This window comes from Streptococcus didelphis DSM 15616 (assembly GCF_000380005.1).
Taxonomy (GTDB): Bacteria; Bacillota; Bacilli; order Lactobacillales; family Streptococcaceae; genus Streptococcus; species Streptococcus didelphis.
Genome location: NZ_KB904188.1, coordinates 236,054 through 262,312, shown reverse-complemented (window position 1 = coordinate 262,312; position 26,259 = coordinate 236,054). Strand labels below are relative to the sequence as shown.

The following is a 26,259-nucleotide window of genomic DNA, read 5'->3' as shown; positions in this document are numbered from 1 at the left end:
AAAAAGACAAGCTAGCTTAAGAGCTGGCCTGTCTTTGATTTAGGAGGGGGTTAGCTTAGTGGGCATTGATTTCTTGGGCAATTTCACGTCCTGATAAATCAGAATGGTAGTAAGTTGGCCAATGTTCAAGCTCTTTTAGAAGTTTTTCTTGGCTATCACCGCCCCAGTAAAGGTGGAAATGCTCAGCTTTTTGAGGGGCAATAGCGTGGTCACTGAATTGAATGTATTTAAATTCACCAGCGTCTTTTTCTTTTGCTTCAAACAAGTATCTGACACCACGGTTACCTTTTTCATAGTTTAAGATTTCCTTACCTGCATATGTGTAGGTATAGGTCTTTTTCTTGCCATCTCTGCTATAAGTGATGGTGTTTTTCTTGCCATTAATAGTAATGGCATCTACATCTGTCTTATAACCTTTAGCATAGTAATCCTTGTATTCTTGGGCAGTCATTTTACCTTTTGATTTTTTAGCCTTGTAGTCCATGACTTGATCGAGGGTACCATCTTGTAAATATGGGTATACTGATTGCCATTTGCCTGACCAGTCTGTTAGCTTACGGTCTTTGATGTCCTTATCTTTGAAGTAGCCATTGTAGACTGTTTTAGCAGTGTCTTTTTCTGGTTCAACTTCTTTACCAGCTTGGTCAGTTGTTAATTTAAGAGATTTTAGGTTTTCACGCATGACTGTGAAGTAGTCTTCACCGTCTTTCATTTCTTTTTCCGTTAAGCTCTCTAAAGGACTTAGAACAACTGCTTTAACATTTGCTTCTTTAGCAAGGGTTTTGGCTACCTTGTTAGAAGCATTTTCTTCAAAGTAAATGTACTTAATATCATATTTCTTGACATATTTTGAAAGCTCTGCAATTCTCTTAGCAGAAGGTTCAGAGTCTGGAGTTACACCATTAATAGGGATTTGGTTTAACCCATAATCTAGTGCCATATAACCAAAAGCAGCATGTTGTGTTACAAAGCTTTTTTGTTTAGCTTGAGATAAGCTTTGGGCATATTCTGAGTCTAATTCCTTTAATTTTTCAATGTATTTTTGAGCATTGGTTTTAAAGACATCGGCTTTTTTAGGATATTTTTTAGAGAGGGAATCTCTAATGTTTTCCACTACTGTGATACTACGGTAAGGTGATAGCCAAACATGGGGATCATAGGCATGGCTGTGTCCTTCATGTTTTTTATCATGGTCATGGTCTTTATCAGCGTCACCATGATCATGGTCATGACCTTCTTCAGAACCAGCTGCTAGAATCATCTTGCCAGTTCCTTCAATGTAGTCAAGTTTGTCAGACTTAATGGATTTTTTAACTTCTGGAATCCAGGTTTCCATATTATCATCCATGTATACTAGGGCGTCTGAGTCTTGAATTTTCTTAACGTCTTTAGTAGAAGGTTCAAAATCGTGAGGCTCTGTTCCTGCCTTCATCAGCATGGAAACGTCTGCTTCATTGCCAACAACACCCTTGGTAAATTCGTAAACTGGGTAGAATGTCGTCATAATCTTGACTTTATTTTCTTTTGCTTGGACTGGTTGAGCTTGACTTAACTGCCAAGCAGAAGTCATTCCGATCATGCTTATCATTAAAAGAATTTTCTTCTTCATGTCGTCTCCTTTTCATTAACTAGTTAATTTTTAACTAGTTAAGTATACTAAACTTACTTTTTTTTTGCAAGTTTTTACTCTTTTTAGCTAAAAAAACAAGGCAAGCTTCCCTACCTTGTTTCTTTTTCACTTTTTTAATCACTTGAGCCAAAGCGGTTGGTCATTAGATTGCTGGCATCAAATAAAATCTTATTTAGTAATACTTGTGTTTGGTAAGCAATATAGTCACTCATTTCTTGATTCATAAGGCTTAAATCAGGATTTTCTCCTTGTGACATAAGCTCTTCTGCCCGGTGAAGCATTTGGTGCCCTCTGGCCATTGTTCTTTCACTATAAGCGTCAATATCTGCCTCATGCTGCTTAAAGTGAGGATCTGCAAGGGCTGCAATAAGACGATTCATCCAATAGAAACTGTCTGTTGAAACATCTTCTTTTGTATTGGTAAAATAGTCTGGCATTTGACTTACTTGGGTAAAGAGGGGAACCATGGTATTAAAGGGCATGGAGCCATAGGCCATCCATTGAATAGCCCTGATTTCTTTAGCTAAGTTGGGTCTTATCTGTAAGATAGCTGTTTGGCTGGTGCGATTAATACCTATTGTTCTAAAGCTTTTCTGGCTAACTCTATCTCCTTCAGGTCCATAAGGGTCATAAATAGTATCTTGATAATGGCTACTTAGAACATATTTAATGTCTTCTATGGTAATTTTACGATAGGGTTTTTGGCACCAAGGAATTTCAAAACTTCTAGGATCTTGCTCAATTTCTGGGTTTAGGTATTTTTGCATAATCCATGCCCGTGGGGTATTGTAGTGACGGTCCTTATCTTTTTGGCTGCCAAAAGCATAGCGGGGATTGAAGTGTTGGTTGGAATAGGTCAGATCCAGATGGTACTTGGCAATAAAGTCTTTTAAGTCCTCTGAACAAAGGTAGTCTTCAGGATTGTTAAATTCAAAATGATCAATGCCCAGTTGGTTAGGATTGGTCACATAGGCATCATCTGGGACACGTCTTGCTATCCAATGGTGGCCACCTATGGTTTCTAACCACCAAATGTCATTGTCATCAGAAAAGGCTATCCCATTTGATTCGTAAGTGCCATATTGGCTCAGCAATTCTCCTAAACGCAAAACCCCTTCTCTAGCAGAATGAATATAAGGAAGAACTAGAGTTAGCATGTCTTCTTCCCCGATACCACTTGCTACCAGTGGATCAGCACCTAGGACACGCGCATTGCTGGTGATGGTTTCGGTAGCACTCATGGCTACATTTTTTTCATTGACCCCAGCTTCACCCCATATGCCATCTTTAGCTAGGGCATCTGGGACAGAGGTATAGGTTAGGGCCTTATCAGGCAAGTCAATCTTAAAAGAAGATAGGACAGATTGATAGTGTTTGGGCTGGTCTTTACCTTTTATGACAGCCATCTTTTTGGGAGTAAAGACTCCATTTTGGGAATCCTCAGTACGAGCTACCAGGGTTGAACCGTCATAGGATGCTTTTTTACCAACAAGGATAGTTGTACATGAGTCTTGTATGCTAGTATTTCTCATTATCAGGCTCCTTCTAAATGCTTACTTAATGATAATTTTATAACATTTTTTCCAACTTGCTAGGTCACAAAAGAAGCTGGAGTAGAAAATCAACTTAAAGGCTATCTGCAATCTTATTTATTTTTCTTAGTCGATGGTTGACACCACTTTTTGATAGGCTAACATCTAAGCTGTCTGCAATCTGTTGAATGGAAAAATCGGGATGGTTTATCCTGATTTGGGCAATTTGTTGCAATTCAAGAGGCAGGCTATCTAGACCGATAGTCTCCATGATTTTAACAATATTATTAATGGTCTTCATGCTGGCATTGATGGTTTTGGTGATATTGGCTGTTTCTGCGTTATTGGCCCGGTTGATATCATTTCTGGCTTCTCTGAACAATTTGACAGCCTCAAATTCTTCTTTAGAGGTCATAGCACCAATAATGATAAGGAAATCCATAATATCTTCTGCCTTTTGTAAATAAGTGATGGCACCATTTTTATGTTCAATAGTTTTGGCATCCAGCATAAACTTTTGCAGCAGTTGCGCCAAATCCTGGGCATGGTCAAGATAGACAGAGTAGATTTCTAGCTGGTACTTGCCAGATTCTGGGTCTCTGAGGGTTCCCGTAGCAAGAAAGGCCCCTTTGAGGTAGGATCTTCCTGCGTCGTCATCTGACATGATGCTAGGTTCAATACCTGTTTCAAGACCAAAGAAAGCATCAGCCAGCTTCAAATCAGACAAGATACTATCTACTCTTTGGTCAATAAAAACCGTATAAACCCGGTTTTTGCGGAGATTGGTTTTTTGATGGTATCTTATTTCCGGGATAATAGCATAGCTTTTTTCAATCACGGAATAGATATAGCGAGCAATTTTAGCATTTTCTGTGGTAATAGACAGGTTAAGCCCTTGCTTGGCCAAACTCAAACTGCCAGATAATTTAATGATAGCTGATAGTTCATTCTTTTCATTTGTTGATAGGTCTATCAGTTCTTCTTTAACCCTAGTAGTGAAACTCATAAGTGCACATCCCTAACTAAGTTCATCAATTCTTCTACCACTAAGTTGCCATCGTGAAAAGCTCCGCCATTTTCCAAACGCAAAAAATTAGAGGAAATAATCCGTCTGGCTGCCTGTCGTAGGCCATTAAAGTCATGGTCCACTTGAACCAGATACTCATCAAACTTATTAAAATCCATGTAGTCTTTTGGGACTTGTTCAATGTTTACGAGGATGGTATCAATCACATCTCGGCCTAAATGCTGGTTTAAAACCGACAAATGATCAGCATCGCTAAAATGCTCTGTCTCGCCATACTGGGTCATAATATTACAGATATAAACAATCTCAGCCTTTGTCTCTGCTAGAGCCTGTTTGATTTCCGGAATAACCAGATTAGGAAGAATAGAGGTAAACAAAGACCCCGGGCCTAGGACAATCATGTCACTATTTAGGATGGACTCCACCACTAGGCGGCTAGCCTTGGGCTTTTCGTCATTATAGGTGTTGGTGACATAAACGTGGTCAATCATGCCTGAATAGCTGGCAATATTACTTTCACCTGTAACCTCATGACCGTCTTTAAAGACGGCATGAAGGGTTAGGGCCTGCTCGCTTGATGGGAAAATGCGGCCTGTGATGTGGAAAAATTTTGTTAGAATTTGAATGGCGTTGTAGGTCGACCCTTGCATTTCAGAAATACCTGCAATAATTAAATTACCTAAGGGATGGCCTGCCAAGGCACCATCAGCTTCATTAAATCGGTATTGAAAGACATTCTCGTAAAACTTTGGCATGTCACTCATGGCCAAGAGGACATTTCGCAAGTCTCCTGGTGGGGTTAACTGCATGGCATTACGAATCTTTCCTGAAGAGCCTCCATCATCAGCCACTGTAACCACAGCTGTAATGTCAAGGTTTTCTCTTCTTAGGCTTTTTAAGATTACTGGAATCCCTGTTCCACCACCTATTACTGTTACTTTGGGTTTTTTCATGATCGGTTTACAGTTTCCTTACGTTTATCTTTGTCTCTATGGCTTTCATTGACAGGCCAATCTTTTTGAATGGTTTCTGCCAGACGGTGGGCAAAGGCCACACTACGGTGTTGTCCGCCAGTACAGCCAATAGCAATGGTTAAGAGAGATTTACCTTCTTTTTTATAGGCAGGTAGAATGGGGATTAAAAGGTCCACTAGGTGTTGGTAGAAACTTTCAGATTCTTCTTGCTCCATGACATAGTCATAAACAGGCTTATCAAGGCCATTTTGTTGGCGCAATTCGGGTAAATAATAAGGGTTTGGTAAAAAGCGAACATCAAAAATCAAATCCGCATCCAAAGGAATCCCATATTTAAACCCAAAGCTCATGACTTCTACCCTGAAAGAAACGGTGTTAGAAGCACTTAAAAATTGTTCTGATATGACTTGGCGGAGCTGTCTAGGGGTCAATTCACTAGTATCAACAACATTTTGACTTAAACTTTTTAAGGGGGCCAAAAGCTCTCTTTCTAGTTTAATACCATCCATGACACGACCATCCACTGCCAGAGGATGACTCCGTCTTGTTTCCTTGTAGCGCGAAACCAGCTCATTATCAGTAGCATCTAAATATAGAATTTTTAAAGACAGGTTATCCTTATCCTCAATTTCATCTAAAATCATATTAATCTCTTTGAAAAATGTGCGACTTCTCATGTCAACGACAAGGGCAACACGCTTATTATCATTGGTTTGATCAATGATTTCTAAAAATTTTGGAACCAAGGTAGGGGGCATATTATCAATGGTAAAATATCCTAGGTCTTCAAATGACTGAATAGCAACTGTTTTGCCAGCGCCGCTCATTCCAGAGATAATGACAAGGTCTATTTGGTTGTTTGGCATTTCCTCGAATCCTTTCTTATACACTATTACTTTCATTATAACACATAAAAAGCTATTAGCCATAAGCTCATCTGCTCTAACTATAAAGCTTCTCCTTTAAAAATGGGTGAAAACCAAAAAGACCCCAAGCTGAGATCAACTCTCTTTGTTTGGGATCTTTTTATGATTAACTCTAAGCTAATAAGTTCTCTTAGTCTAACTTCTTAGGAAAGTAGAGTTGAATCTCTGTATACTGGTAATCTTGACTTTTTATTGCCATATGATAGGATTTCCCAAATTGTAGCTTGAGCCTTTGGTCAACATTGGCTAAGCCGACACCTCCTTGTTTAAGAGGTTTGGCTTTTTGTTGAGCTTTTGAGATGTTTATACCCTGCCCATTATCATAAATACTAATGACAAGATGGTCTCCTTCTTCTGTAACAGAAATCCGGATGTAACCTGCTTTATCAATTTCTTTAATCCCGTGGTAAATAGCATTTTCCACAATAGGTTGCAAAACTAATTTTGGCAACTTGTACTGATCATAGGTGGGCAATTCTTCAATCTCATAGTTTAGTTTGTCCCCATAGCGTTGTTTTTGGATAAAAAGATACTGCCTAACATGTTCTAGTTCTGATTTGAGGCTAATCTCCTCGTTACCATTGTTAAGAGCTAGGCGGAAATAAGAAGCTAGGGATTGGGTTAATTCAACAACCTTACGGCTGTCATTAAATTCTGCCATCCAGACAATGGTATCTAGGGTATTGTACAAGAAATGGGGATTTATCTGACTTGACAAGGCCTGTAGTTCATACTGACGGCTTTTTTGTTCTTTTTCTTGAACAGCTAAGAGCAGATTATCTATCTCATCTAACATATGGTTAAACTGTTTTGCTAGGTCTACAAACTCGCTAGCCCCAACTTCTTTGGCCCTCATTTGTCTTTTCCCCTGACCTACAGCCAACATCAGGGCCTGTAAATCTTTCAAGGGTTTTATCCAAAGACGAAAAGCAAAGCCTATGCCAAAAATACAGATAAAAAAGGCAACTAAGCTTATTAAGCCAAAAGAGGCAAACATATTGTGACGGATCATCTTCAACTCATCTAAAGATGCCACCCCAATTAAGGTCCAGTTGCTCTTATCAATTCCTACCTGAGAGACATAGACCTTATCTTCTAGGTAACCTTTTTTGACTGCTATGTAGGGCTTCATGCTGTCCATATCAGCCTTTGAGGAATAGACTGTTTGCTTGGGATGGTAGACAAACTCATGATTTTTATTGACAATAAAGGCAAAGCCTTCTTTTCCTAGCTTGAGGTGATCAAGATAAGAAGATAGGGTCTTATAGGCAATATCAAGCCGTAGAACGCCTAAGTTATCACCTGTTTGATTAACCACTTCTTGAGTGACAGAAATAACCCAGTCCTTTTCTTTGCCCTTAACAGCTGTTTGATGCGCCGAGCTTAAGACCGGTGTTCCCTTTTGGGCAATTGCTACCTGATACCACTTTTCCTGCATCATATTGGTAGAAGTCTGCATGGTCAAGTCCTGATCTGTAGAAATAACTTGCCCTGTTTTGGTAATAAGGGTTGCTGAAACAAGATCAGAATTGGTCTTTAAAATGGTCTCAAAAAGTCCTTTTAGAGTTTGGCCATTAGCAGAGCTGGGGTCTTTGATATAGCTTCTAAGATCCGTACTACTTGCTAAGCTTGAACTAGTATCTTCTAGTTTTTGGATATAAGAACTCACAAAATGACTACTTTGATGAAGGCTTTCATTTGTTTTTTGTTCTGTTAGATCCTTAACCACTACTGCACTTTTTTGATAATAAGCAAAGCCCACCAGAGCTAATAAAAAGAGAATAACCAAAAAGATAAAGGTTAAAAGCCTGACCAGGAGAGATTTTCTAGACATGACCATCTTCTCCTTTTCTAAACTGTCTCGGACTTACCCCGACAACTTGTTTAAATCGCCATGAAAAATAGTTCATATCTGAAAATCCTACTGCCTCGGCTATCTCATAAATTTTCAAATCACTGGTTAATAAAAGTAGTTTAGCCTTTTTCAGACGCTCTTGAACCAAATAATCTTGGAAAGAAATCCCTAGTTCTTTTTTAATTAAAAAACTAAGGTGGTTGGGACTAAAACCAAGAGTTTGAGCCAAGGTTTTAAGGCTCAAATCTGAGTCTGTTAATGCTTCTTGAATGGCTTCTTCTATTTGAGAAGAATGGCTCACTTCTACTAAATCTTCTACCTGTTTTCGCTTACGATCACTAGATAAGTTAGCAACAAGCTTTGAGAGCATCTGCTCAACATCCTTTTTCGAAAAGGGTTTTAAAAGGTAATCATCTGCACCTAATTTTAAGGCAGAGACAGCATAATTAAAATCATCATAACCAGTTAAAAAGACAATATGGGTTTCAGGGTAGCGTTCTTTGGTTAATTGAGCCAGCTTAATCCCATCCAACTGAGGCATATTGATATCTGTAAGAATGATATCAGGTTTCATCTCTTGAACCTTTTGCCAAGCAATAAGACCATTTTCAGCCTCTTCAATAGAAGTAATCTGATAGGTATCAAAATTAATCAAGGAACGAATCCCACGACGAACTAAATACTCGTCTTCTGCAATTAGGATTGAGAACATGCTAAACACCTTTCACTTTGATTACTACTTATTATAGCAAAGTTTTAGGGCTTTATCTTATAGATTGTCTAATAAGTAACCATAACCCTTAGCCTGCATCTCTTTTTTGGGAATAAAGCTAATAGATAAGCTGTTAATGCAGTAGCGTAAGCCTCCTTTATCCTTAGGACCATCTGTAAAGACATGACCTAGATGGGAATTTCCTACACGACTACGGACTTCTACTCGTTTCATATTATAGCTAGTATCGTCCTTGTAGTGAACAACATCTGGACTGATTGGCTTGGTAAAACTTGGCCAACCACAACCTGATTCAAATTTATCTTTGGATGAAAAGAGGGGTTCACCAGTAGCAATATCAACATAAATCCCTGCTTCAAATTGATCCCAGTAACGGTTTGAAAAGGCTTGTTCTGTTTCATTTTCTTGGGTTACTGCATATTCTTCCTTGCTTAATTTTTTTCTGAGTTCTTGATCACTTGGTTTTTTATAAAGGCTTTCATCAATTACAGGATAAGAAGCTTCATTAACATTGATGTGACAATACCCATTAGGATTTTTCTTTAAGTAATCTTGGTGATAGTCTTCTGCTTTGATAAAGTTTTTCAGTGGTGCTTTTTCCACAACAATAGGTTTATCATAGTTTTTAGCCATCTGATCAAAGACCTGATCGACAGTCTTTAAATCTTCCTGGTCTGTCACATAGACTCCTGTTCGATACTGGCTACCGCTGTCATTTCCTTGTTTATTCTTACTTGTTGGGTCTATTATCCTAAAATAATGTAAGAGAATATCTTTTAATGAAATAAGGCTAGAATCATAGGTTACTTTGACTGTTTCAGCATGTCCTGTTTGGCCTATGAGTTGATAATTAGTGGTGTCACCTCTCCCATTAGCATAGCCAGATACAGCATCTGTTACCCCTTTAACCTTGGAAAAATATTCTTCAACACCCCAGAAACAACCTCCTGCCAAGTAGATTTCTTTTTGATTCTCTTTAGCTACAGGCATGACTTTCTCCTTCTTTTTATGTGTGATAGCGACAGCTGCTTTTTTAATATGAGTGATGGAATCCTTTTTGGGTTGGTTAGAATAAAAGTAGAAACCAACCCCTACTAAGAGAATTCCCAAAAGAAAAACAATGATTTTCTTACTATCCATGAGCTTTCACTCCCTTCTTATTTAATGCTTGCCAACTTTTTATCAATATCCTTTGCATTCATAAAGCCGACATGCTTATCAACCAAGACACCATCACGGTCAATAAAGACTGACGTTGGATATGAACGAACACCGTAGTCTTTCAATAATTTTCCTTCATTATCTAAAGCGACAGGCAGATCCTTATAGTCTAACCCACTAAACCATTTTTTAAAGTCTTCTTCTGATTTTTCACCATTATGGTTTGGGGAAACAACTGATAATACCACCAGATCATCACCTGCTTTTTTAGCTAATTTGTTGGTGTCAGGAAGGGTTGATAGGCAGATAGAACACCATGATGCCCAAAACTTAAGGTATACTTTCTTACCTTTTAAGTCAGACAAACGATAGGTTTTACCATCTGTAGCCTTTAAGGTGAAATCAGGAGCCTTTTCTCCCTTGGTCATTTTGCTAGTAGTCATCTTATCTTTTGCCATTTCCGTCTCTTTTCCAGACATTTTTTTACTATCAGACATCTTGTCCTTACTTGTCATGCTTGTTTTGTTTTCATTCATGGCTTTATCTTTCATCTGATTATTATTTGAGCAGGCTGCTAATAATGTTGTACAGATAATACCTGTTGTTAGGATAAGGGATGTTTTTTTCATAATAATTCCTCCAATAATGTTAGTGATTAAAAAGATTTTCAAAAAAAGCTGTGATAGCATTAACACTACCTGTCATAATAAGAATTCCCATAAAGATAATTAAGACACCACCTATCTTTTTCATTAAGGGAATGTAAGGTCTCAACTTATTAAAATGCTGCAAGAGAGCTGATGAGGTTATGGCTAATAAGAGAAATGGAATGGCTAGCCCTAAAGTATAAAAGAGCATATAGATACCGCCTGTCAAACTCCCATTACCTCCCGCTGCTGCTAAACCTAGCACTGAACTTAGTACAGGTCCTACACAGGGTGTCCAACCAAATGAGAATGTTAAGCCTAAGAGAAAAGCACTTAAAAGTTCATTACGATTTTCTTTTTTATGATAAGTAAAGCTTTTTTGCTTCTGCAATCTTTTAATGGTAAAAATATCCATCTGATGCAGCCCTAGTAAGATAATAAAGAGGCCTAGTAAAATCCGAAACCAATTCCTATAAAGGATGTCCCCTAAAAACCCTGCCCCATAACCCAAGGTTATAAATACTGTTGAGAGGCCTGCAATAAAGGCCAAGGTTTTCATGAGACTGTACCAATTGAACTGTTTCCCAAATAGTTTAAAAGTATGCTTGTCCTCGTGATCTAATAAAATGCCTAAATATACTGGTAATACAGGGAAGATACAGGGTGAAAAAAATGATAGTAAGCCAGCTAAAAATACTGATGCTATAACAAGTAATGAAATATCCAACTGAGCTACCTCCTTATGTTTTAGTTATAGACTAAGTATAGGCCATTCTTAAGCTAAAAGACATAGACTATCATCTCGAAAAACTTGGATTTAATACGATAATAAATGTAAATCTCAAAAGAGGAGAAAAATAGGGCAAAAAAATCTCAAGAAAGTCAGCTTTCAAGAGATTTATTATTTTCTTATAAGGAGTTGTCTTTTTCAACATCCTCCAAGTCATCTTTTTCTAAAAGGTTTAAATGGCTGAGCTTTTCACTGATAGAGACCATGATTTCTGTTTGAAGTTTTTGAATTTGTAAGAGATCAGATTGGTCTTGTAAAACCAGGTGGTCAATTTTAGAATGTAGCATGCGAACCCCTTCCTCAGAGGTTCTATTAACTTCATAGTCATTCTTTGCTTGCAATCTATCATATTCTGAAGCCCTATTTTGACTCATCATAATCAAGGGAGCCTGGACAGCTGCTATTGTGGACAAAGCGAGATTAAGCAAGATAAAGGGATACTTATCAAAAGCCCAGCCAAAAGGATTAAGGAGGTTAAAAACCATCCAAACCAGCATAAAAATTAAAAAACAAATAATAAAGGTCCAGGTCCCCCCAAAACGGGTAACGTCATCTGCTAGTTTTTGCCCAAAGGTAATCTTGCTATCGAGCTGTTCTTGGACATTTAAGTTAGAATAATTCTTATTTTTAGACACATCATAGACCATTTCTCGAACGGTTTCATTTTTCATCTTTGCATTTTCAATCATTTCATTTAGGTAGTAAAGACGATAGGTGGCCAGGGTCTGGTGACTGATAAAAGAGGAGGGCTTGAGTTTAGGGTAATCTTTTAAAATTAAGTTTTGTAATTGTTTATCTAGCTTACAAAGGAAAACCCCTTCTCTTATAAAAGCTAGTTTGCCATTAATAGCGTCTATAACACGAGTATCTTTGTTCATGTTCTGCCTCTTTCCATCTCAATACTTCTCTTTTAGAGCTTGAAGTTTTTATTGAGATGCTTGCTGGTGTGCAAGCCTGTTTTTTTAAATTAAAGAGAGCTTTTTAAAAAGCCTTTAACCTTTCAGATTATCTGCTTAAAAACTTAAAGAAAGCTTAAAGAAAACCTTTACTTTCTGAAAAATTTAGTTTTTCTTATACAAAGTTCTAAACCCTAAGCAATAGGCACTTAAGCTAGAATTTTTTCTTGACTTGTTAACTAAAAAACACTCAAAACCAAGCTTTTAGGGCTAGTTTCAAGTGATTTATAACTATTTTCAGTTTTTATAATCTTATTCCTTAAATATCTATGGTTTAATTCTATGCAACATTCTTGGGAAAGGAATAGCTTCGCGGATATGTTTTGTTCCTGCTACAAAGGTAACCATACGTTCTAAGCCAAGGCCAAAACCTGCATGTGGAACAGAACCATACTTACGAAGATCAAGGTAAAATGCATAGTCATCTGGATTGAGACCATTTTCGATAATCTTATCATATAATTTTTGATAGTCATCTTCACGGACAGAACCACCAATAATTTCACCATAGCCTTCTGGAGCTAGTAGGTCTGCACATAAAACACGGTCCTCATTGCCAGGGACTGGCTTCATATAAAAGGCCTTAAAGCTAGCTGGATAGTTCACCACAAAGGTTGGAAGACCAAAATAATTAGAAATCCAAGTTTCATGTGGGGAACCAAAATCATCTCCATGCTCGATATGTTCATAATCAGCATCTGGATCAGCTTCGTGCTCTTGTAAGAGACTAATAGCATCATCATAAGAGACACGTTTAAAAGGCTCTGCGATATATTTCTTAAGTGCCTCAACATCACGTGCTAAAATCTCTAATGCCTGGGGTGCTCGGTCTAAAACTCCCTGAATCATAGCTTTTACATAAGCTTCTTGTAAATCAAGAGATTGATCATGAGATAAGAAAGAATATTCAGCATCCATCATCCAAAACTCTGTTAAATGACGACGAGTCTTAGATTTCTCAGCACGAAAGACAGGGCCAAAGTCAAAGACACGTCCTAAAGCCATAACACCTGCTTCTAAGTAAAGCTGGCCTGACTGACTAAGGAAAGCTGGGTTGCCAAAATAGTCTGTTTCAAATAATTCCGTTGTATTTTCAGCTGCATTCCCTGATAAGATTGGGCTGTCAAATTTAATAAAGCCATTTTGATCAAAGAATTCATATGTTGAATAAATAATAGCATTACGGATTTGCATGATAGCCATTTGTTTACGAGAACGTAACCATAGATGACGATTATCCATCAAGAAATCTGTCCCATGTTCTTTGGGTGTAATCGGATAATCAAGAGATGAGCCAAGGATTTCTAAGTCTGTAAGATCTAATTCATAGCCAAATTTTGAACGTGCATCTTCTTTGACTATGCCAGTAACCTTAACGGAGGTTTCTTGGCTAAGGTGTTTAATTATTTCAAATTTTTCAGTTCCTAATTCTTGACCATATTTCTCAAGAAAATTTGGTTTAAAGGCAACTGCTTGGAAGAAGGCAGTTCCATCACGAAGTTGTAAAAAGGCAAGTTTTCCTTTACCAGACTTGTTAGCTACCCAGGCACCTATGGTAATTTCTTCTCCTACATGTTTTTTAACATCTCTAATTGCTACATATTCTTTTGCCATTAGTTATTCCTTCTCTCTTTTTCTACTATTTTTTAACATAAAGTGATTTAAACGTCGCATAGCCTCTTTTAGAGTCTCCATATCTGCAGCATAGCTGAGGCGAATATTGTCTGGTGCTCCAAAACCTGCTCCTGTTACCATAGCTACTCCTACCTCTTCTAAAATAGCATCGGTAAAGGCTGTTACGTCTGTATAACCTAGCATATCCATGGCCTCCTTAACATTTGGAAAGAGATAAAAGGCTCCTTGAGGCTTCAGTATATTAAAGCCTGGTACTTGGTTAAGAAGGGGATAAATGGTATTTAGTCGCTCTTCAAAGGCCTGACGCATCTTTTCAGCCTGACTTTGTTCACCTAGAAAGGCTTCAATACCTGCAAACTGGGTAACGGTGGTCAGATTAGAGGTTGTTTGACCAATAATCTTAGTCATAGCTGCAATAATTTCTGGATCACCAACTGCAAAGCCTAAGCGCCAACCTGTCATTGAATAGGTCTTAGCAACGCCATTTACAGTAAGGGTTTGTCGCCTAATAGCCTCTGATATGGTTGATATTGCTGTGAACTGGTTCCCATTGTAGACTAAACGTCCATAGATATCATCTGCCAGAATTAAAATGTTATGTTGCACAGCCCAATTGCCAATAAGTTCTAGCTCTGCCTTATCATAAATCATGCCCGTTGGATTAGAAGGAGAATTAATGAGAAGAACCTTTGTTTTCTCTGTCCGACTAGCCTCTAGTTGATCAACTGTCACTTTAAAATGATTAGCTTCTGCTCCTTTAACAAAGACTGGCTCCCCCTCTGCCATTTTTACCTGATCAGCATAGGATACCCAGTAAGGAGTTGGAATTAAAACCTGGTCTCCCGGATTTAGGACTGCCATGAAAAAGGCATACAAGATATACTTTGCCCCAGTCGCAGCAACTATCTGGTCATTTGAAACGGAATAAGCATAGTAAGTTTCCATGTAGCTAGCAATGGCATCTTTTAATTCCGGCATGCCAGCTGCAGCTGTGTAAAAACTGGCTTTACCACTTTCAATAGCTTCGATAGCTTTTTTTTGAATATTCTTAGGGGTTACAAAGTCTGGCTCTCCCAAGGTTAAACTCAAAACATCGTGTCCCTGTGCCTTAAGAGCTTTTGCACGCGCACCAGCAGCAAAAGTAAGGCTTTCTTTTATCCCTAAGACACGCTTTGATAGTTTGGTCATGACTTCTCCTTTTCCAGATTTTACCAATTAAAAGGCAAGCTAGTTATGTATTACTTTCTGACTAGAAAAACACATTTTTATGATTAGCTATCTCATAATTCATTAATCGCTTTTGCTCTTCCTTTTAAATATTATCCTTTTCATTATATCAGAAATTGCTCAATTTCCAAGAAGCTATCCTCAAATTTTTCGCTTTTTATGGAAAAGTCTTGCCCCAAACTGCTAAAGATTTCCTGACCATATTCTTTAACTAAAATCCTAGAATCAAGAATAAGGACGACTGATCGTTGGTCGCTCCTTCTCAAAGTTCTTCCAATCGCTTGTTTTAACCTGAGAATGGTCATGGGTAAAAAATAATCTTTGAAAGGAAGCTTATTTTGAGAAAGTAAATAATGGCTCATTTTAGTGACAAACAAATCCTTAGGATTATCAAAAGGAAGCCTTGCAATAACAGTAATCATTTGATTAGCATGGACAAAGTCCACACCTTCCCAAAAAGATCCCATTCCTAACAAGAGAGTCTGTTCACCACGGTCAAAACGCTTCTTAACATTATAAGAACTTCCGTTTTTTTCCTGTGCTAAGTGGGGAATGGCAGCCTCATCTAAAAAGGATGAGACTAAGAGCATGTATTGGCGTGAGGTGAAAAGGATCAATATGGGTTTTTTAAGTTGAGATAAGCCTACAAGGCGCTTAGCTATTTCTTGACAGTAGTCTTGAGGAGAGGTCTGACTAACAAGTGGCATGCTGGAGTCTACCAGCAAGAGTTGCTTAGCTGACTTTTGATGCTCAATTTGAGCATAGGTATAGGCCTCAAAGCCTAACAAATCTGCCAAGCTAACTTGTGGACTAATCTGTAAAGTCGCTGAAATAAAATAGGTTTTTAGCGTCTCAGGTAGAAATTGGCTGAAATTAATGTAGTGTTTACTGCTGCTATTAAGGTAGCTGACACGCTTTTCATTTTTCAGTTCATGACTAATCCAATAATCAGCCTCTTGGTCTTTAAAGAAGGCCTTAACTTGCTCAAAAGAAGCACTTCCTAGCTCTCCTACTAAGTCTTTAATCCTTTTAAAATCCTTATTATCACTATCATTTACGTGACCTTGCTTGTGATAATAAGTTTCCAAGGCTTGATTGAGTTCAAATGATAAGCTCTCAAGGAGCCTTTTTTCTAATAAGGAAGCAGGAGTCTGAATTGCTTCTTGCAATTCTTGCAAAAAGGAAGTTAATTGTAGCTGTTTATGAGCTAATTGGTCTAGCTGGAGCGGCAAGGTCTGGGCCTCATCAAACACTAGGATTTTTCCCTTAGCAAATACCTTATCATCTTCTACCCGATGTAAAAAGTAAGCATGGTTAGTAACCAAAACATTAGCTTGCTTGGCTTTGTGGTAGCTACGATTCCAAAAATCATAATCATAAAAAGCTGACGAAGATAAAAGCTGTCCATCATGTTTTATCTGATCAAAGTAAGTCGCAAACCGTTGTTTTTGTTTTATCTCATCTAAGTCACCACTTTTAGTCTCTAGTAACCAAACCAATAGCTGCATCTTATAACGGTTAACAAGCCTATTATCTTCTAGCTCTTCTAGACTAGCTTGAAAGCTATCTAGCTTGAGATAATTTGCTGGGCTTTTTAAGCTATGACAGCTAAGCTGAAAGGCCTCCCTAAGTATTGTTAGTTCCTGTCCCATTATTTGATCTTGTAAAACCTTAGTCGGCACACTTATAAGAATTTGATTGCCCTCGGCCCTTGCTAATAGGGGTAATAAATAACCATAGGTTTTTCCAATACCAGCTTGAGCCTGAATAAAGCTAGGCTGAGCTTGTAAAAAAGCCTCTTCCACTAATTGAGCAAACTGGTCTTGTAGGGGTCTAACTTCCAAGTCCAAAAGTGAACGGTTAATGCTAAAGTCTTGAGATAATTTTAGGGGTGAAGGAATTCTTTCTTCTTTTCTTAGAATGATACCGTTAACCTTAGTGTATTTGTTATTATCGTAGGGCTTAGCTGCTGCCAATGCTTGGTTGATGACAATACCTGATTCAAATAATAAATTATCTGAAAAAGTAGCCAAACTTTCCAAGGTTTCTAAGGGAATGGATTTAAGCTTGTCTTGTATCTGTAAAAAGAGCTTAGCAGTGGCTCTGGCGTCAGCTATTGCTGTATGAGCTTCTGATAGTTCTAAGTTCAATACTTGTGATAAATAGGTAAGACTGTATTTTTCTAAGGTAGGATAAAAAACCTGAGCTAACTCAACAGTATCAATTCTTGGTGTTCGTAATTCATAGCCTTCAAAAAAGAGAGATTCAGCTAATAAATTGGCATCAAATTTCACATTGTGTGCTACAAAAAAGCAATCACTAATCAAGTCAAATATTTCTTTAGCAACCTGTTCAAAATCAGGTGCTGCTTCTAATTGTTGGTCACTAATACCAGTCAATGATTTGATATGTTCTGATAGTTTTTCATGAGGGTTAACATCAGTTTGGTAAGTTTCTATAATCTGATTACCTTCTATAATAACTATCCCCACTTGGATAATGCTCGCTTGCGATCCAGTGCCTGTGGCTTCAAGGTCAATGACTGCGTATTTTTTAAAGGATTCTATAGTCATAGTAAGCTTATTATATCATGTTTTAAAGTCAGCATTGGTATAATTATTGGTAGTATCTGAAAATAAGTTACTTACTGCTATTATTTCAGCTAAAAGTTTATTTTATCAGATGTTTTTTATATGTTTTTGATTGTATTTTTGTTACACTAAGCCTATGAATATATTTAGAATTTTAAATGCTCTTGCAAGCGAGAATACCTATATTTTAGAAAATAAGAAGTCACTCTTAGTCATTGACCCAGGCAGTGATGGAAAGAGAATTATAGCCAAAATTAAAGAGCTTGCTAAGCCTGTCTCAGCAATCTTGTTGACACATGCCCATTACGATCACATTATGAGCCTTGATTTGGTCAGAAAAAAATTCAAGTTTCCTCCTGTCTACATTTCTGGAAAAGAAGCTTCTTGGCTCTTTTCACCAAAAGATAACCTCTCTGGCCTGATTAGACATGCTGATATTCCAGACCTTATTGCTAAACCTGCTGAGAAGTTACTAGAGTTTGATAAAAACTACACCATTGGTGATTTTCAGTTTGTAGCTGTCGAAACTCCAGGGCATTCTATTGGTGGGGTATCTTTTATCTTCAACCAAGAAGAATTGATTTTTTCAGGTGACGCTCTCTTTAGAGAAAGCATTGGCCGGTCTGATCTGCCTACCGGAAATCACTCCCTTCTTCTTGCTTCTATCAAAGAAAAACTCTTTACTCTTCCTAACCATTTTGAAGTTTATCCAGGACATGGCCCTAAAACCACAATTAGCCATGAAAAGAACTTTAACATGTTTTTAAAATAGCAAGAGAGTAATAAAATAGCTTTTAAGCATTTAAAAAACCTTAACTTAATAAAGCTAAGGTTTTTTACTATTGTCTTAAGTGACTATCTAGAATTTAAGGTAGCGTCTCATAGACATGACTGATCCGATTGAACCAATAATAATACCTATAACAAAAAGTGCTGCAATCAAGATATAAACATAATAATTAATAGGATACATTGAAAGTCCATTTAATTGTAGTTCTGGCATAAACTGCTTGTAGGCAAAGTCATATAAATAATAAATGATCAAAGAAGGTAAAATAGCTCCTAAAAAACCAACCCAGGCCCCTTCAAAAAAGAAAGGTCCTCTGATATAAGAATTTTTTGCCCCAACAAGTCGCATAATTTCAATATCCCTTTGTCGACTCATAATGGTCATCCGGATAGTATTAGAAATCAAGAAAATAGCTACCAAAAGAAGAAGAGCAGTTCCGATTAAGCCCCATGTTTTAATAAAACTTGAGAACTTAAAGAGTTTTTCAGAATTTATCCCACCATAATCAACATCTTCAACCCCTTGAATGCCTTTAATTTTCTTACTTACATTTTTAACCTGTGAAGCCTCTTTGGTTTCTACAATGTAAATATCTTGCAAGGGATTTGTATCGTTATCATACATCTTCCAAACATCACCCATGGTGTCTTGAAGTTTCTTTAACTGCTCGTTTTTACTAGAAAAGGTAATCTTATCAACACCTTTTAAGCTAGCAATTTGATCATAAACCTTATGATAGTTTTCGTTTTTAACATTTTTACCATCGACATCTCGGATTTCTTTACTTGCATCCTTAGAATCGACCTGTAAATAAGTGTTGATTTGGATATTATTTTGGACTCCAGAAGCAACACGTTGAATATTCAATAGCGTAGCGGCAAAAATCCCCACTAAGGTCAGGGTAACGGCTACTGTACTAACTGCTGCAATAGTCATCCAAATATTTCGTTTGAGACTCTTGATTGATTCCCAAATATGACGGAAAAAGTATCTAATCATCGTATCCGTAATCTCCTTCCTCTTCGTCACGGACAATCCGTCCATCTTCTATTGCAATAACACGGTGTTTCATGGTATTAACAATATGACTATTATGGGTTGCCATAAGTATGGTTGTTCCTTGGATATTAATTCTTTCAAGTAGCTGCATAATCTCAAAAGAAATTTCAGGATCTAGGTTGCCTGTAGGCTCATCAGCAATCAACAATTTAGGATTATTAACAATAGCACGCGCAATGGCGATCCGTTGTTGCTCACCACCAGAGAGTTGATTAGGGAAAGCCCGCATCTTATGTTTTAAACCAACCAGTTCTAATACTTCTGGGACACGTCTTTTGATATGTCTTCTTTTTTCGCCAATAACTTCCATGGCATAGGCTACATTTTCAAAAACGGTCTTTTTAGGTAATAGTTTATAGTCCTGGAAAACAACCCCTATATTACGTCGTAAAATAGGAACATCTTTTTTTCTTAATTTAGTCAAATCAAATTCACCTACATAAAGTGAGCCACTAGTGACACTTTCTTCACGGTAGAGTAATTTGATTAAACTAGATTTACCTGCTCCAGATGGACCAACTATATAGACAAATTCACCTTGGTTTACTGAAAAATTAATATTCCTCAAGGCTGTGGTTGATCGACGGTATTTCTTTGAAACACCCTTCATTTCAATTAATGCCATTATCTCTCTTCTTTCTTATTCTTTTTAGCTAGTTTAGTCTTAGTCATCATTCATACGCCACTTGAGGTAGGCATCAATAAAGCCATCAATGTCTCCATCCATTACCTTATCCACTTGAGCCACTTCAAAATTGGTACGATGATCTTTTACCATGGTGTAGGGGGTAAAAACATAAGAGCGAATCTGACTTCCCCAGGTAATTTCTTTTTTATCACCCTTAAGGGCACTAACTTCTTCAGCTTTTTTTTCTTGTTCCATTTGGTAAAGCTTAGCTTGTAGCATCTTCATCGCACGATCTCGATTACCATACTGGGTTCTATCAGTAGTTGAAGCCACTACAATACCTGTGGGAATATGGGTCAGTCTGACACCTGTTGAAACCTTGTTGACATTTTGCCCACCTGCTCCACCTGAACGAAAGGTATCCATCTTGATATCATCATCACGAATATCAACTTCGATGGTATCGTCTAACTCAGGCATAACCTCAACAGAAGTAAAAGAAGTATGCCTTCTTTTAGCAGAATCAAAAGGAGAAATCCTTACCAAACGGTGAACTCCCATTTCTGATTTTAAAAAGCCATAGGCATTAGGACCTTCAAAAGATAAGGTAACCGATTTAATACCTGCTTCATCTCCAGCTTGATAGTCTAGTGTTTCTACCTTAAAACCTTTAGCATGCCCAAAGCGGGTATACATTCGTAGCAGCATATCTGCCCAATCTTGGGCTTCGGTTCCACCAGAACCTGGATGAATCTCCAAGATAGCATTATTATGGTCATAGGGCTCCGATAAGAGCAAGGTCATTTCATAGCTTGATAAAATCTGATCTAATTTCTCCAAGTTTTCTTCTAATTCTTCTTGAATTGATTCATCTTCATCTAACATTTCTAGATAGAGTTCTGTCTCTTCAGACAAGTTTTGCATGTTATGAAAGGTATCAAACTTGACTTTTAACTCATTTAAATCTTGAGATGTTTTTTGGGCCGCCATATTATCATTCCAAAAATCAGGCTCTGTCATCTTATTCTCTAAAAGAGCAATTTCTTCTTCTAGACCATCTAAGTCAAAGAGACCTCCTGAAGCTAGTCAACTTCTCTTTATTTTCTACTATTTTTTGACGAATTTCAGCTACTTCCATACTTATACCTCTTTACTTTTTATCCTTATTATTTTATCACAATAGGCCTAGAATTGCCATTTTACACTAAGTCTATCCCACTCTTCTTGAACATTGGCATCCGTTATAGAAATAGATGTCATAAAATCCAGCATGGCTTGCTCTGGCTTTTTAACAATTTCTCCTATGGCCCAGATGGCTGTTGCTGTATGGATAGGATTGTTATTCTTGTCAATGATTTCCATTAGTTTGACAATAGCAGAGCGGTCATGACCATTTGCCAGTGCAAGGATGGCATTTCGCTGGAGAATATTTTTGCCACGCCAGGAACCTGCAATCATCCCAAACTTCTCTTTAAAACTTTTATTGGATAAGTCTAAAAATGGGATCAATTCTGGCTTAGCCAGTTCTGGATCAATATCACTTGCTAGGGGATTCAAAATCCCTTTATTGTAGGGACAAGAGATTTGACAGATATCGCAACCATAAATCACTGTCTTTATTTTTTTACGAAATTCAAGAGCCATCATCCCCTTATCCTGGGTTTGAAAAGATAAGCATCGCTTGGCATCCATTGTCCCATCACCAATCAAGCAAGAGGTTGGACAGGCATCTAGGCATCTCCTACAGTCCCCACAATCATAGTCTACTGGCTGGTCTGGTTCAATATCTAAGTTTGTAATTAATTCACCTAGATACATATAGGAACCAAATTCTTTAGAAATGACTAAACCATTTTTACCAATAAAACCAATTCCTGCTCTTCTTGCAACAGCTGTATCAACCAAGGCTCCGGTATCAACCATACCCTTATATTCAAAATCTTGAGTCAGATCTTCTATGCCACTAGCAAGTTTTTGGAGCTTTTTTTGTAAGACATGATGGTAGTCAAGCCCCCATGAACTTGGCGTTATCTTTCCTCGTTTATAGGCTGTTTTTTGTGGTTCTATGGGAAGTTTATGAGGATAGGCTACAGCAATTGAAATAATGGTCTTGGCTGATTCCAAGGATAATTTTGGTTTTATCCTTTCTTCAATAACCTTATGTTCAAAACCACTATTTCGTCCTTCTTCTATTCCTAGTCGCAAGGATTTTTCCAGATAGGAAAAGTCATCAGCTGTAGTAAAGCCGATTTTTGAAATTCCAATTTCTTTAGCTAATGCCCTGATTTTCGCCTTAAGTTCCATATTACTATCATAATGGAAAAGTATAAAGACTTCAAGACTAAGAGATTACGAATTGTGACAATTATTGCAGCTTAGATTTTCTCTTCCAACAAAGCAAAAGGCAAAGAATAATCCTTTGCCTGTCAAAACTCTTAGCTATGCAAGAATCTTTCTTATCTTGACATAAAAAGCTTAAATAAATCTTACTTGGCTTTTCATTAATAGTCTTCAAAATGCTGATAAAGGTAGTACAGATCGGCAATCTCATTTAATAGTTTCTTACCATTATCAGTATCCTTAACCAGGGTTCTTTCTTCTACTTCTTCCACCAAGCGTTTGATAAAAATAATGTCCCCTTTGCCTTGTAAGACATCTTCTACAGATGTAAAAGGTTTATGGGCCACTAATTCTAGTCCATAGCTATTTGAAATAAGGGTGTAGCCTGCAATACCTGTTTTCTTTTGATACCCCTTAGCAAGACCTCCATCAATAATAATCAGTTTACCATTAGCCTTAATAGGTAATTCACCTGTTTTTTCTTTAACTGGTGTATGCCCATTTACAATATGGCTACTAGCATCCAGTGTGAATTCGGCCAAAATGCGATGGCAAATATCTTCTCTTTCTCTTAAAGAATAGTAAGGATTTTTTATTTCTTCATGACTCTTCTTGTCATTAACATAATAACGTTCAAAGGTGGTCATTCTCTCTTTGCCAAATAATGACGAACCTTCCCCACACCAGAGATACCAAAACAAATCTGTCGCAAAATCCTCATGACAATCAGGTTCTTGATAGGCTTGGCGAATTTTAGCCTGGTAAAAATCCATCAGAGACTTTCCTGATAAAACCTTTCCTTCCATGCTAATCGATTTAAAATCCCCATTTTTATGCATGGGAATACAGCCATGGTATAAGAGATGTTTATTTGAAATCTGATAAATAGAGCCCTTAGAAAAGAGAAAATCAATGTGTTTTAAAAGCCTTTGAGAATGTTGAAAACGATAGATAAGGTCCCTAAGCAGGCTATCTTCTTCTTTACTTATAGCAGCAGGATTTTCCCAATCTATTAAATCAAAAGGAAAACCTTCTAATTTATAACTATGACCAGAAATCTTCACTTCCCCTGTTTGCGGATTAATTTTTTCTAATAGATTAGATGCTCCCATATCAAATTCTGGACGACGTTTGATAAGCTGATTTTCCAGCTTAAACTGTAGAAAAGCTGTAGCCTGCTGCAAACAATTGAGCAAATTCTTGTCATCTTCTGAGAGGGTCGCTCCATCTAAAATAGGTTGAAAGGCCTTTTTAGGGGTAAAATACTTATGGCTATAATCAATGAGACGTCTCAGACTAATACCATAGCGATCCTCAATCAGCTCAATGCTGTTATATCTGGCTGCTATACGAATAACATTCACCATACAAATAAGAGACCCTGAAACTGCCCCCATCCAGGTAATATCGTGATTGCCCCATTGAATATCAATATTTTTAAAGGTCATTAATTTATCCATAATCAAATCAGGATATTGGCCCCGGTCATAGATATCTCCAACAACATGCAGATAATCAATAGACAGGTTCTGAATCAGGTTAGCAAAAGCAATAAAAAGATTTTCTAACTGCTTCAACTCAGTTACCTTATTAACAATAGACAGGTAATAACTTTCCTTATTTTTATCAGGCTGTTCTTCCGTTAATAATTCTTCCATGATATAAGCATAGTCAGCTGGCAGCATCTTTCTAACCTTGGAGCGGGTATATTTTCCACCTATATATTTCACCAATTGTAGCAAATCTGGTAAAAAGTAGGTCAATTCGGCTTCTAGCTCTGCTTCTGATAAGTCTGTATTGGAATTAATCTTTTCTGCTGGATAATAAATGTACTGACAGAGTAGGTCAATTTCTTGCGCCTTTTTCTCTGGAAAACATTCTTGAATCTTCTTTTTAATGGTCCCTGAGCTATTTCTTAAAAGATAATCAAAAGCTTGATATTCTCCATGCAAATCACTTAAAAAGTGTTCTGTCCCCTTGGGAAGATGGCAGATAGCTTCTAGATTAATCATTTCAGTGACCAAAGAAGATTTTGTAGGAAATTTTTCCTTTAAGAGGCTGTAATAGTTAGACATTTTAGTTTGACACTCCTTTTTTATCGCAAAGCTTAAGCAGAGTTTAATTAGGGTAGTTTATTTCCTAAAATGGATTTTAGAAAAGGCTACTATTTCATTTTAAGTTTTCTGAGGAAAAAATGCCAGCCAGAAGTTGAAAACGCCTTCTTAAATTCTTATTTAATGAGATATCTTGACTATCATTGTCACCAATGGACTTCTTTGATAGCAATTTCATTAGCTATGTCTCCCATATTTTGTTAAAATAAACTTATGAAAAAACTAGCTCTTATGAGTGACCTCCACATTGACCTAAATCAATTTGAGCAAGAAGAAATGGCATGCCTGCTTGAAGTTCTTAAAAAAGAAGATATCACTCACCTCCACCTAGCAGGAGATATTTCTAATCATTACTTTCAAGATAGCCTGCCTTTCCTTAGCTATCTTTCAAATCACCTTAAACTTACCTATAATTTAGGCAACCATGACATGTTAGATTTAAAAGAAGATCAAATAGAAGCTTTGGACTTTAAAACTTATAGGCTTAGCCCTAGTACCAGTCTGTTAGCCTTTCATGCCTGGTACGACTATAGCTTTTCTCCTGACAAAACAGAATCAGAAATCCTAGCCTTCAAAAAACGTTTTTGGTTTGATCGCCGGCTTCAAAGACCCCTCACAGATCCACAATTAAGTCAAAGCATTTGCCAGACACTTGATCACACATTAACTGAACTTCAAGGACAAAAAATCATTGTGGCTATGCACTTTGTTCCCCACAGTCATTTTTTATTAAAAAGTCCTAAATTCATCCCCTTTAATGCTTACTTAGGTAGTCAAGCCTTTCATGATATTTTTCTTAAGCACCAGGTTGATCAGGTAATCTTTGGCCATAATCACCATCGTATAGAATCTCAGGTAATTGATACGATCACCTATCACTCTAGACCCCTTGGCTATATTAAGGAATGGCAGCTTAGCTATGACTTTATGAAAAACTATTCTAGAGAGTTTACTTTACCTCAAAAAAATCTTAATAAGGCCTACACTGCCATTAAAGATCTTGATGCCTTTAAGGCTTATAAAAAAGAGTATCTAGCTCAGGAATTTCGCTCAGCAATGACTATTTTGACAATAACGTAATTTAGAAGGGAAAAGTCAGTGAAGATCAAACGTCAAACCCACTTAGTAGCTTTTGGAGCACCTATTACTGTCTATGTGGGAGATCACAAAAAAATAAGCCTCAAAAATGGTGATCAGATAGAGTATCACATCCAAGGAGATTATGTGGACCTAAGCTTAAAACATAGCAAACAGCCTCCAAAAAGGGCGACAAATAGTGACTGCTTAATTATTAGTGACAACCCACTTAATCTCTTCTTATTCTGGGCTGGGATTGTGCTTATTTTTGTAAGCCACCTCTTTTTAAACTTCAACTCTCATTTACTATATTGGTTAACCCTTATTGGTCTTATCAGTAGTCTTACAAGCTACTTTCTCCCTCGATTTAGATGGATTAATCAAGCAAAATAAGATATCATATTCCAGCTTGATACATTTATGTATTTAGAATTCTAGGAGGACCTAACTATATCTATTATTATCCAAAGAAAAACAGATCCTTTAAAATCCTTTACTGCTATTAACTTACGGCTTGATAAAAAGCCTCTGGCATATCTTGAAAACAAGAAAACTATTGAAATACCA

23 protein-coding genes are annotated in these 26,259 nt (G+C 37.2%); 3 read left to right on the top strand and 20 right to left on the bottom strand.

What is annotated here, in order from left to right:
* Positions 1-55: 55 nt before the first annotated feature.
* The 14 genes from A3GU_RS0101390 to A3GU_RS0101325 form a co-directional block, all read right to left on the bottom strand.
* Positions 56-1,609 (bottom strand): zinc ABC transporter substrate-binding protein AdcA, encoded by a 1,554-nt coding sequence (locus tag A3GU_RS0101390; protein WP_018365747.1) that lies wholly within the window; start codon positions 1,607-1,609, stop codon positions 56-58.
* A 134-nt stretch (positions 1,610-1,743) separates the two neighbouring features.
* Positions 1,744-3,162, bottom strand: a complete 1,419-nt coding sequence (locus tag A3GU_RS0101385) for a C69 family dipeptidase (protein WP_018365746.1) — start codon at positions 3,160-3,162, stop codon at positions 1,744-1,746.
* A 94-nt stretch (positions 3,163-3,256) separates the two neighbouring features.
* Positions 3,257-4,168, bottom strand: coding sequence for a DNA-binding protein WhiA (whiA, locus tag A3GU_RS0101380; RefSeq protein WP_018365745.1), 912 nt, complete (start codon positions 4,166-4,168; stop codon positions 3,257-3,259).
* A complete protein-coding gene (locus A3GU_RS0101375) occupies positions 4,165-5,142 on the bottom strand; it encodes a YvcK family protein (protein WP_018365744.1) in 978 nt (325 codons plus the stop codon). The genes whiA and A3GU_RS0101375 overlap by 4 nt, the downstream gene beginning before the upstream one ends.
* Complete coding sequence (rapZ, locus tag A3GU_RS0101370; RefSeq protein WP_018365743.1) at positions 5,139-6,029, bottom strand: RNase adapter RapZ; 891 nt, start codon at positions 6,027-6,029, stop codon at positions 5,139-5,141. The genes A3GU_RS0101375 and rapZ overlap by 4 nt, the downstream gene beginning before the upstream one ends.
* A 190-nt stretch (positions 6,030-6,219) precedes the next feature.
* Positions 6,220-7,923, bottom strand: a complete 1,704-nt coding sequence (locus A3GU_RS0101365; protein ID WP_018365742.1) for a cache domain-containing sensor histidine kinase — start codon at positions 7,921-7,923, stop codon at positions 6,220-6,222.
* The gene (locus A3GU_RS0101360; RefSeq protein ID WP_018365741.1) at positions 7,916-8,656 is read right to left on the bottom strand and encodes a response regulator transcription factor; all 741 of its coding nucleotides are present in this window, start codon (positions 8,654-8,656) and stop codon (positions 7,916-7,918) included. The genes A3GU_RS0101365 and A3GU_RS0101360 overlap by 8 nt, the downstream gene beginning before the upstream one ends.
* A 57-nt stretch (positions 8,657-8,713) precedes the next feature.
* A complete protein-coding gene (gene msrB, locus A3GU_RS0101355; RefSeq protein WP_018365740.1) occupies positions 8,714-9,817 on the bottom strand; it encodes a peptide-methionine (R)-S-oxide reductase MsrB in 1,104 nt (367 codons plus the stop codon).
* Positions 9,818-9,834: 17 nt separating this feature from the next.
* Complete coding sequence (locus A3GU_RS0101350; protein WP_026216406.1) at positions 9,835-10,467, bottom strand: TlpA family protein disulfide reductase; 633 nt, start codon at positions 10,465-10,467, stop codon at positions 9,835-9,837.
* Between the two features lie 19 nt (positions 10,468-10,486).
* On the bottom strand, positions 10,487-11,212 hold the full coding sequence (gene ccdA2, locus A3GU_RS0101345; RefSeq protein WP_018365738.1) for a thiol-disulfide oxidoreductase-associated membrane protein CcdA2: 726 nt from the start codon (positions 11,210-11,212) through the stop codon (positions 10,487-10,489).
* Positions 11,213-11,394: 182 nt separating this feature from the next.
* Positions 11,395-12,153, bottom strand: a complete 759-nt coding sequence (locus tag A3GU_RS0101340) for a DUF1003 domain-containing protein (RefSeq protein WP_018365737.1) — start codon at positions 12,151-12,153, stop codon at positions 11,395-11,397.
* A gap of 345 nt (positions 12,154-12,498) precedes the next feature.
* Positions 12,499-13,845 (bottom strand): asparagine--tRNA ligase, encoded by a 1,347-nt coding sequence (gene asnS, locus A3GU_RS0101335; protein WP_018365736.1) that lies wholly within the window; start codon positions 13,843-13,845, stop codon positions 12,499-12,501.
* Between the two features lie 3 nt (positions 13,846-13,848).
* Positions 13,849-15,054, bottom strand: a complete 1,206-nt coding sequence (locus tag A3GU_RS0101330; protein WP_018365735.1) for a pyridoxal phosphate-dependent aminotransferase — start codon at positions 15,052-15,054, stop codon at positions 13,849-13,851.
* A gap of 143 nt (positions 15,055-15,197) precedes the next feature.
* Positions 15,198-17,666, bottom strand: a complete 2,469-nt coding sequence (locus A3GU_RS0101325) for a bifunctional DnaQ family exonuclease/ATP-dependent helicase (protein WP_018365734.1) — start codon at positions 17,664-17,666, stop codon at positions 15,198-15,200.
* A gap of 154 nt (positions 17,667-17,820) precedes the next feature.
* On the opposite strand from A3GU_RS0101325, the gene A3GU_RS0101320 reads away from it, so the two are divergent.
* Positions 17,821-18,456: an MBL fold metallo-hydrolase gene (locus A3GU_RS0101320; protein WP_018365733.1), complete on the top strand. Its 636-nt coding sequence runs from the start codon at positions 17,821-17,823 to the stop codon at positions 18,454-18,456.
* An 87-nt stretch (positions 18,457-18,543) separates the two neighbouring features.
* Here A3GU_RS0101320 and ftsX read toward each other — a convergent pair whose 3' ends face one another.
* The 6 genes from ftsX to A3GU_RS10590 all read right to left on the bottom strand — a co-directional run bounded on the left by ftsX (position 18,544) and on the right by A3GU_RS10590 (position 24,793).
* Entirely contained in the window at positions 18,544-19,473 is a 930-nt protein-coding gene (ftsX, locus tag A3GU_RS0101315) for a permease-like cell division protein FtsX (protein ID WP_018365732.1), read from the bottom strand.
* Entirely contained in the window at positions 19,466-20,158 is a 693-nt protein-coding gene (gene ftsE, locus A3GU_RS0101310) for a cell division ATP-binding protein FtsE (RefSeq protein WP_018365731.1), read from the bottom strand. The genes ftsX and ftsE overlap by 8 nt, the downstream gene beginning before the upstream one ends.
* 39 nt (positions 20,159-20,197) lie before the next feature.
* Positions 20,198-21,299 (bottom strand): peptide chain release factor 2 gene (prfB, locus tag A3GU_RS0101305; RefSeq protein ID WP_156812680.1). Its coding sequence is split into 2 segments (ribosomal slippage): positions 20,198-21,226 and positions 21,228-21,299, totalling 1,101 coding nucleotides; the frame shifts between segments, so codons are not numbered across the junction.
* A gap of 47 nt (positions 21,300-21,346) precedes the next feature.
* On the bottom strand, positions 21,347-22,465 hold the full coding sequence (gene queG, locus A3GU_RS0101300) for a tRNA epoxyqueuosine(34) reductase QueG (RefSeq protein ID WP_018365729.1): 1,119 nt from the start codon (positions 22,463-22,465) through the stop codon (positions 21,347-21,349).
* 197 nt (positions 22,466-22,662) lie between these two features.
* On the bottom strand, positions 22,663-24,576 hold the full coding sequence (locus tag A3GU_RS0101295; protein ID WP_018365728.1) for a fructose-bisphosphatase class III: 1,914 nt from the start codon (positions 24,574-24,576) through the stop codon (positions 22,663-22,665).
* 94 nt (positions 24,577-24,670) lie between these two features.
* Positions 24,671-24,793 carry a hypothetical protein gene (locus tag A3GU_RS10590; RefSeq protein WP_018365727.1) on the bottom strand — a complete coding sequence of 41 codons (123 nt, stop codon included), beginning with the start codon at positions 24,791-24,793 and terminating at the stop codon, positions 24,671-24,673.
* Positions 24,794-24,828: 35 nt separating this feature from the next.
* Here A3GU_RS10590 and A3GU_RS0101285 point away from each other — a divergent pair, with 35 nt between their 5' ends.
* Positions 24,829-25,695, top strand: a complete 867-nt coding sequence (locus A3GU_RS0101285; RefSeq protein ID WP_018365726.1) for a metallophosphoesterase — start codon at positions 24,829-24,831, stop codon at positions 25,693-25,695.
* 18 nt (positions 25,696-25,713) lie between these two features.
* Entirely contained in the window at positions 25,714-26,085 is a 372-nt protein-coding gene (locus tag A3GU_RS0101280) for a hypothetical protein (RefSeq protein WP_018365725.1), read from the top strand.
* The last annotated feature ends 174 nt before the right edge of the window (positions 26,086-26,259 follow it).

Bases quoted from the DNA above. Each gene is read 5' to 3' on its own strand.
- A3GU_RS0101390 (WP_018365747.1), bottom strand. From the start codon at position 1,609: ATGAAGAAGAAAATTCTTTTAATGATAAGCATGATCGGAATGACTTCT.
- A3GU_RS0101385 (WP_018365746.1), bottom strand. From the start codon at position 3,162: ATGAGAAATACTAGCATACAAGACTCATGTACAACTATCCTTGTTGGT.
- whiA (WP_018365745.1), bottom strand. From the start codon at position 4,168: ATGAGTTTCACTACTAGGGTTAAAGAAGAACTGATAGACCTATCAACA.
- A3GU_RS0101375 (WP_018365744.1), bottom strand. From the start codon at position 5,142: ATGAAAAAACCCAAAGTAACAGTAATAGGTGGTGGAACAGGGATTCCA.
- rapZ (WP_018365743.1), bottom strand. From the start codon at position 6,029: ATGCCAAACAACCAAATAGACCTTGTCATTATCTCTGGAATGAGCGGC.
- A3GU_RS0101365 (WP_018365742.1), bottom strand. From the start codon at position 7,923: ATGTCTAGAAAATCTCTCCTGGTCAGGCTTTTAACCTTTATCTTTTTG.
- A3GU_RS0101360 (WP_018365741.1), bottom strand. From the start codon at position 8,656: ATGTTCTCAATCCTAATTGCAGAAGACGAGTATTTAGTTCGTCGTGGG.
- msrB (WP_018365740.1), bottom strand. From the start codon at position 9,817: ATGGATAGTAAGAAAATCATTGTTTTTCTTTTGGGAATTCTCTTAGTA.
- A3GU_RS0101350 (WP_026216406.1), bottom strand. From the start codon at position 10,467: ATGAAAAAAACATCCCTTATCCTAACAACAGGTATTATCTGTACAACA.
- A3GU_RS0101340 (WP_018365737.1), bottom strand. From the start codon at position 12,153: ATGAACAAAGATACTCGTGTTATAGACGCTATTAATGGCAAACTAGCT.
- asnS (WP_018365736.1), bottom strand. From the start codon at position 13,845: ATGGCAAAAGAATATGTAGCAATTAGAGATGTTAAAAAACATGTAGGA.
- A3GU_RS0101330 (WP_018365735.1), bottom strand. From the start codon at position 15,054: ATGACCAAACTATCAAAGCGTGTCTTAGGGATAAAAGAAAGCCTTACT.
- A3GU_RS0101325 (WP_018365734.1), bottom strand. From the start codon at position 17,666: ATGACTATAGAATCCTTTAAAAAATACGCAGTCATTGACCTTGAAGCC.
- A3GU_RS0101320 (WP_018365733.1), top strand. From the start codon at position 17,821: ATGAATATATTTAGAATTTTAAATGCTCTTGCAAGCGAGAATACCTAT.
- ftsX (WP_018365732.1), bottom strand. From the start codon at position 19,473: ATGATTAGATACTTTTTCCGTCATATTTGGGAATCAATCAAGAGTCTC.
- ftsE (WP_018365731.1), bottom strand. From the start codon at position 20,158: ATGGCATTAATTGAAATGAAGGGTGTTTCAAAGAAATACCGTCGATCA.
- queG (WP_018365729.1), bottom strand. From the start codon at position 22,465: ATGGAACTTAAGGCGAAAATCAGGGCATTAGCTAAAGAAATTGGAATT.
- A3GU_RS0101295 (WP_018365728.1), bottom strand. From the start codon at position 24,576: ATGTCTAACTATTACAGCCTCTTAAAGGAAAAATTTCCTACAAAATCT.
- A3GU_RS10590 (WP_018365727.1), bottom strand. From the start codon at position 24,793: ATGAAATTGCTATCAAAGAAGTCCATTGGTGACAATGATAGTCAAGAT.
- A3GU_RS0101285 (WP_018365726.1), top strand. From the start codon at position 24,829: ATGAAAAAACTAGCTCTTATGAGTGACCTCCACATTGACCTAAATCAA.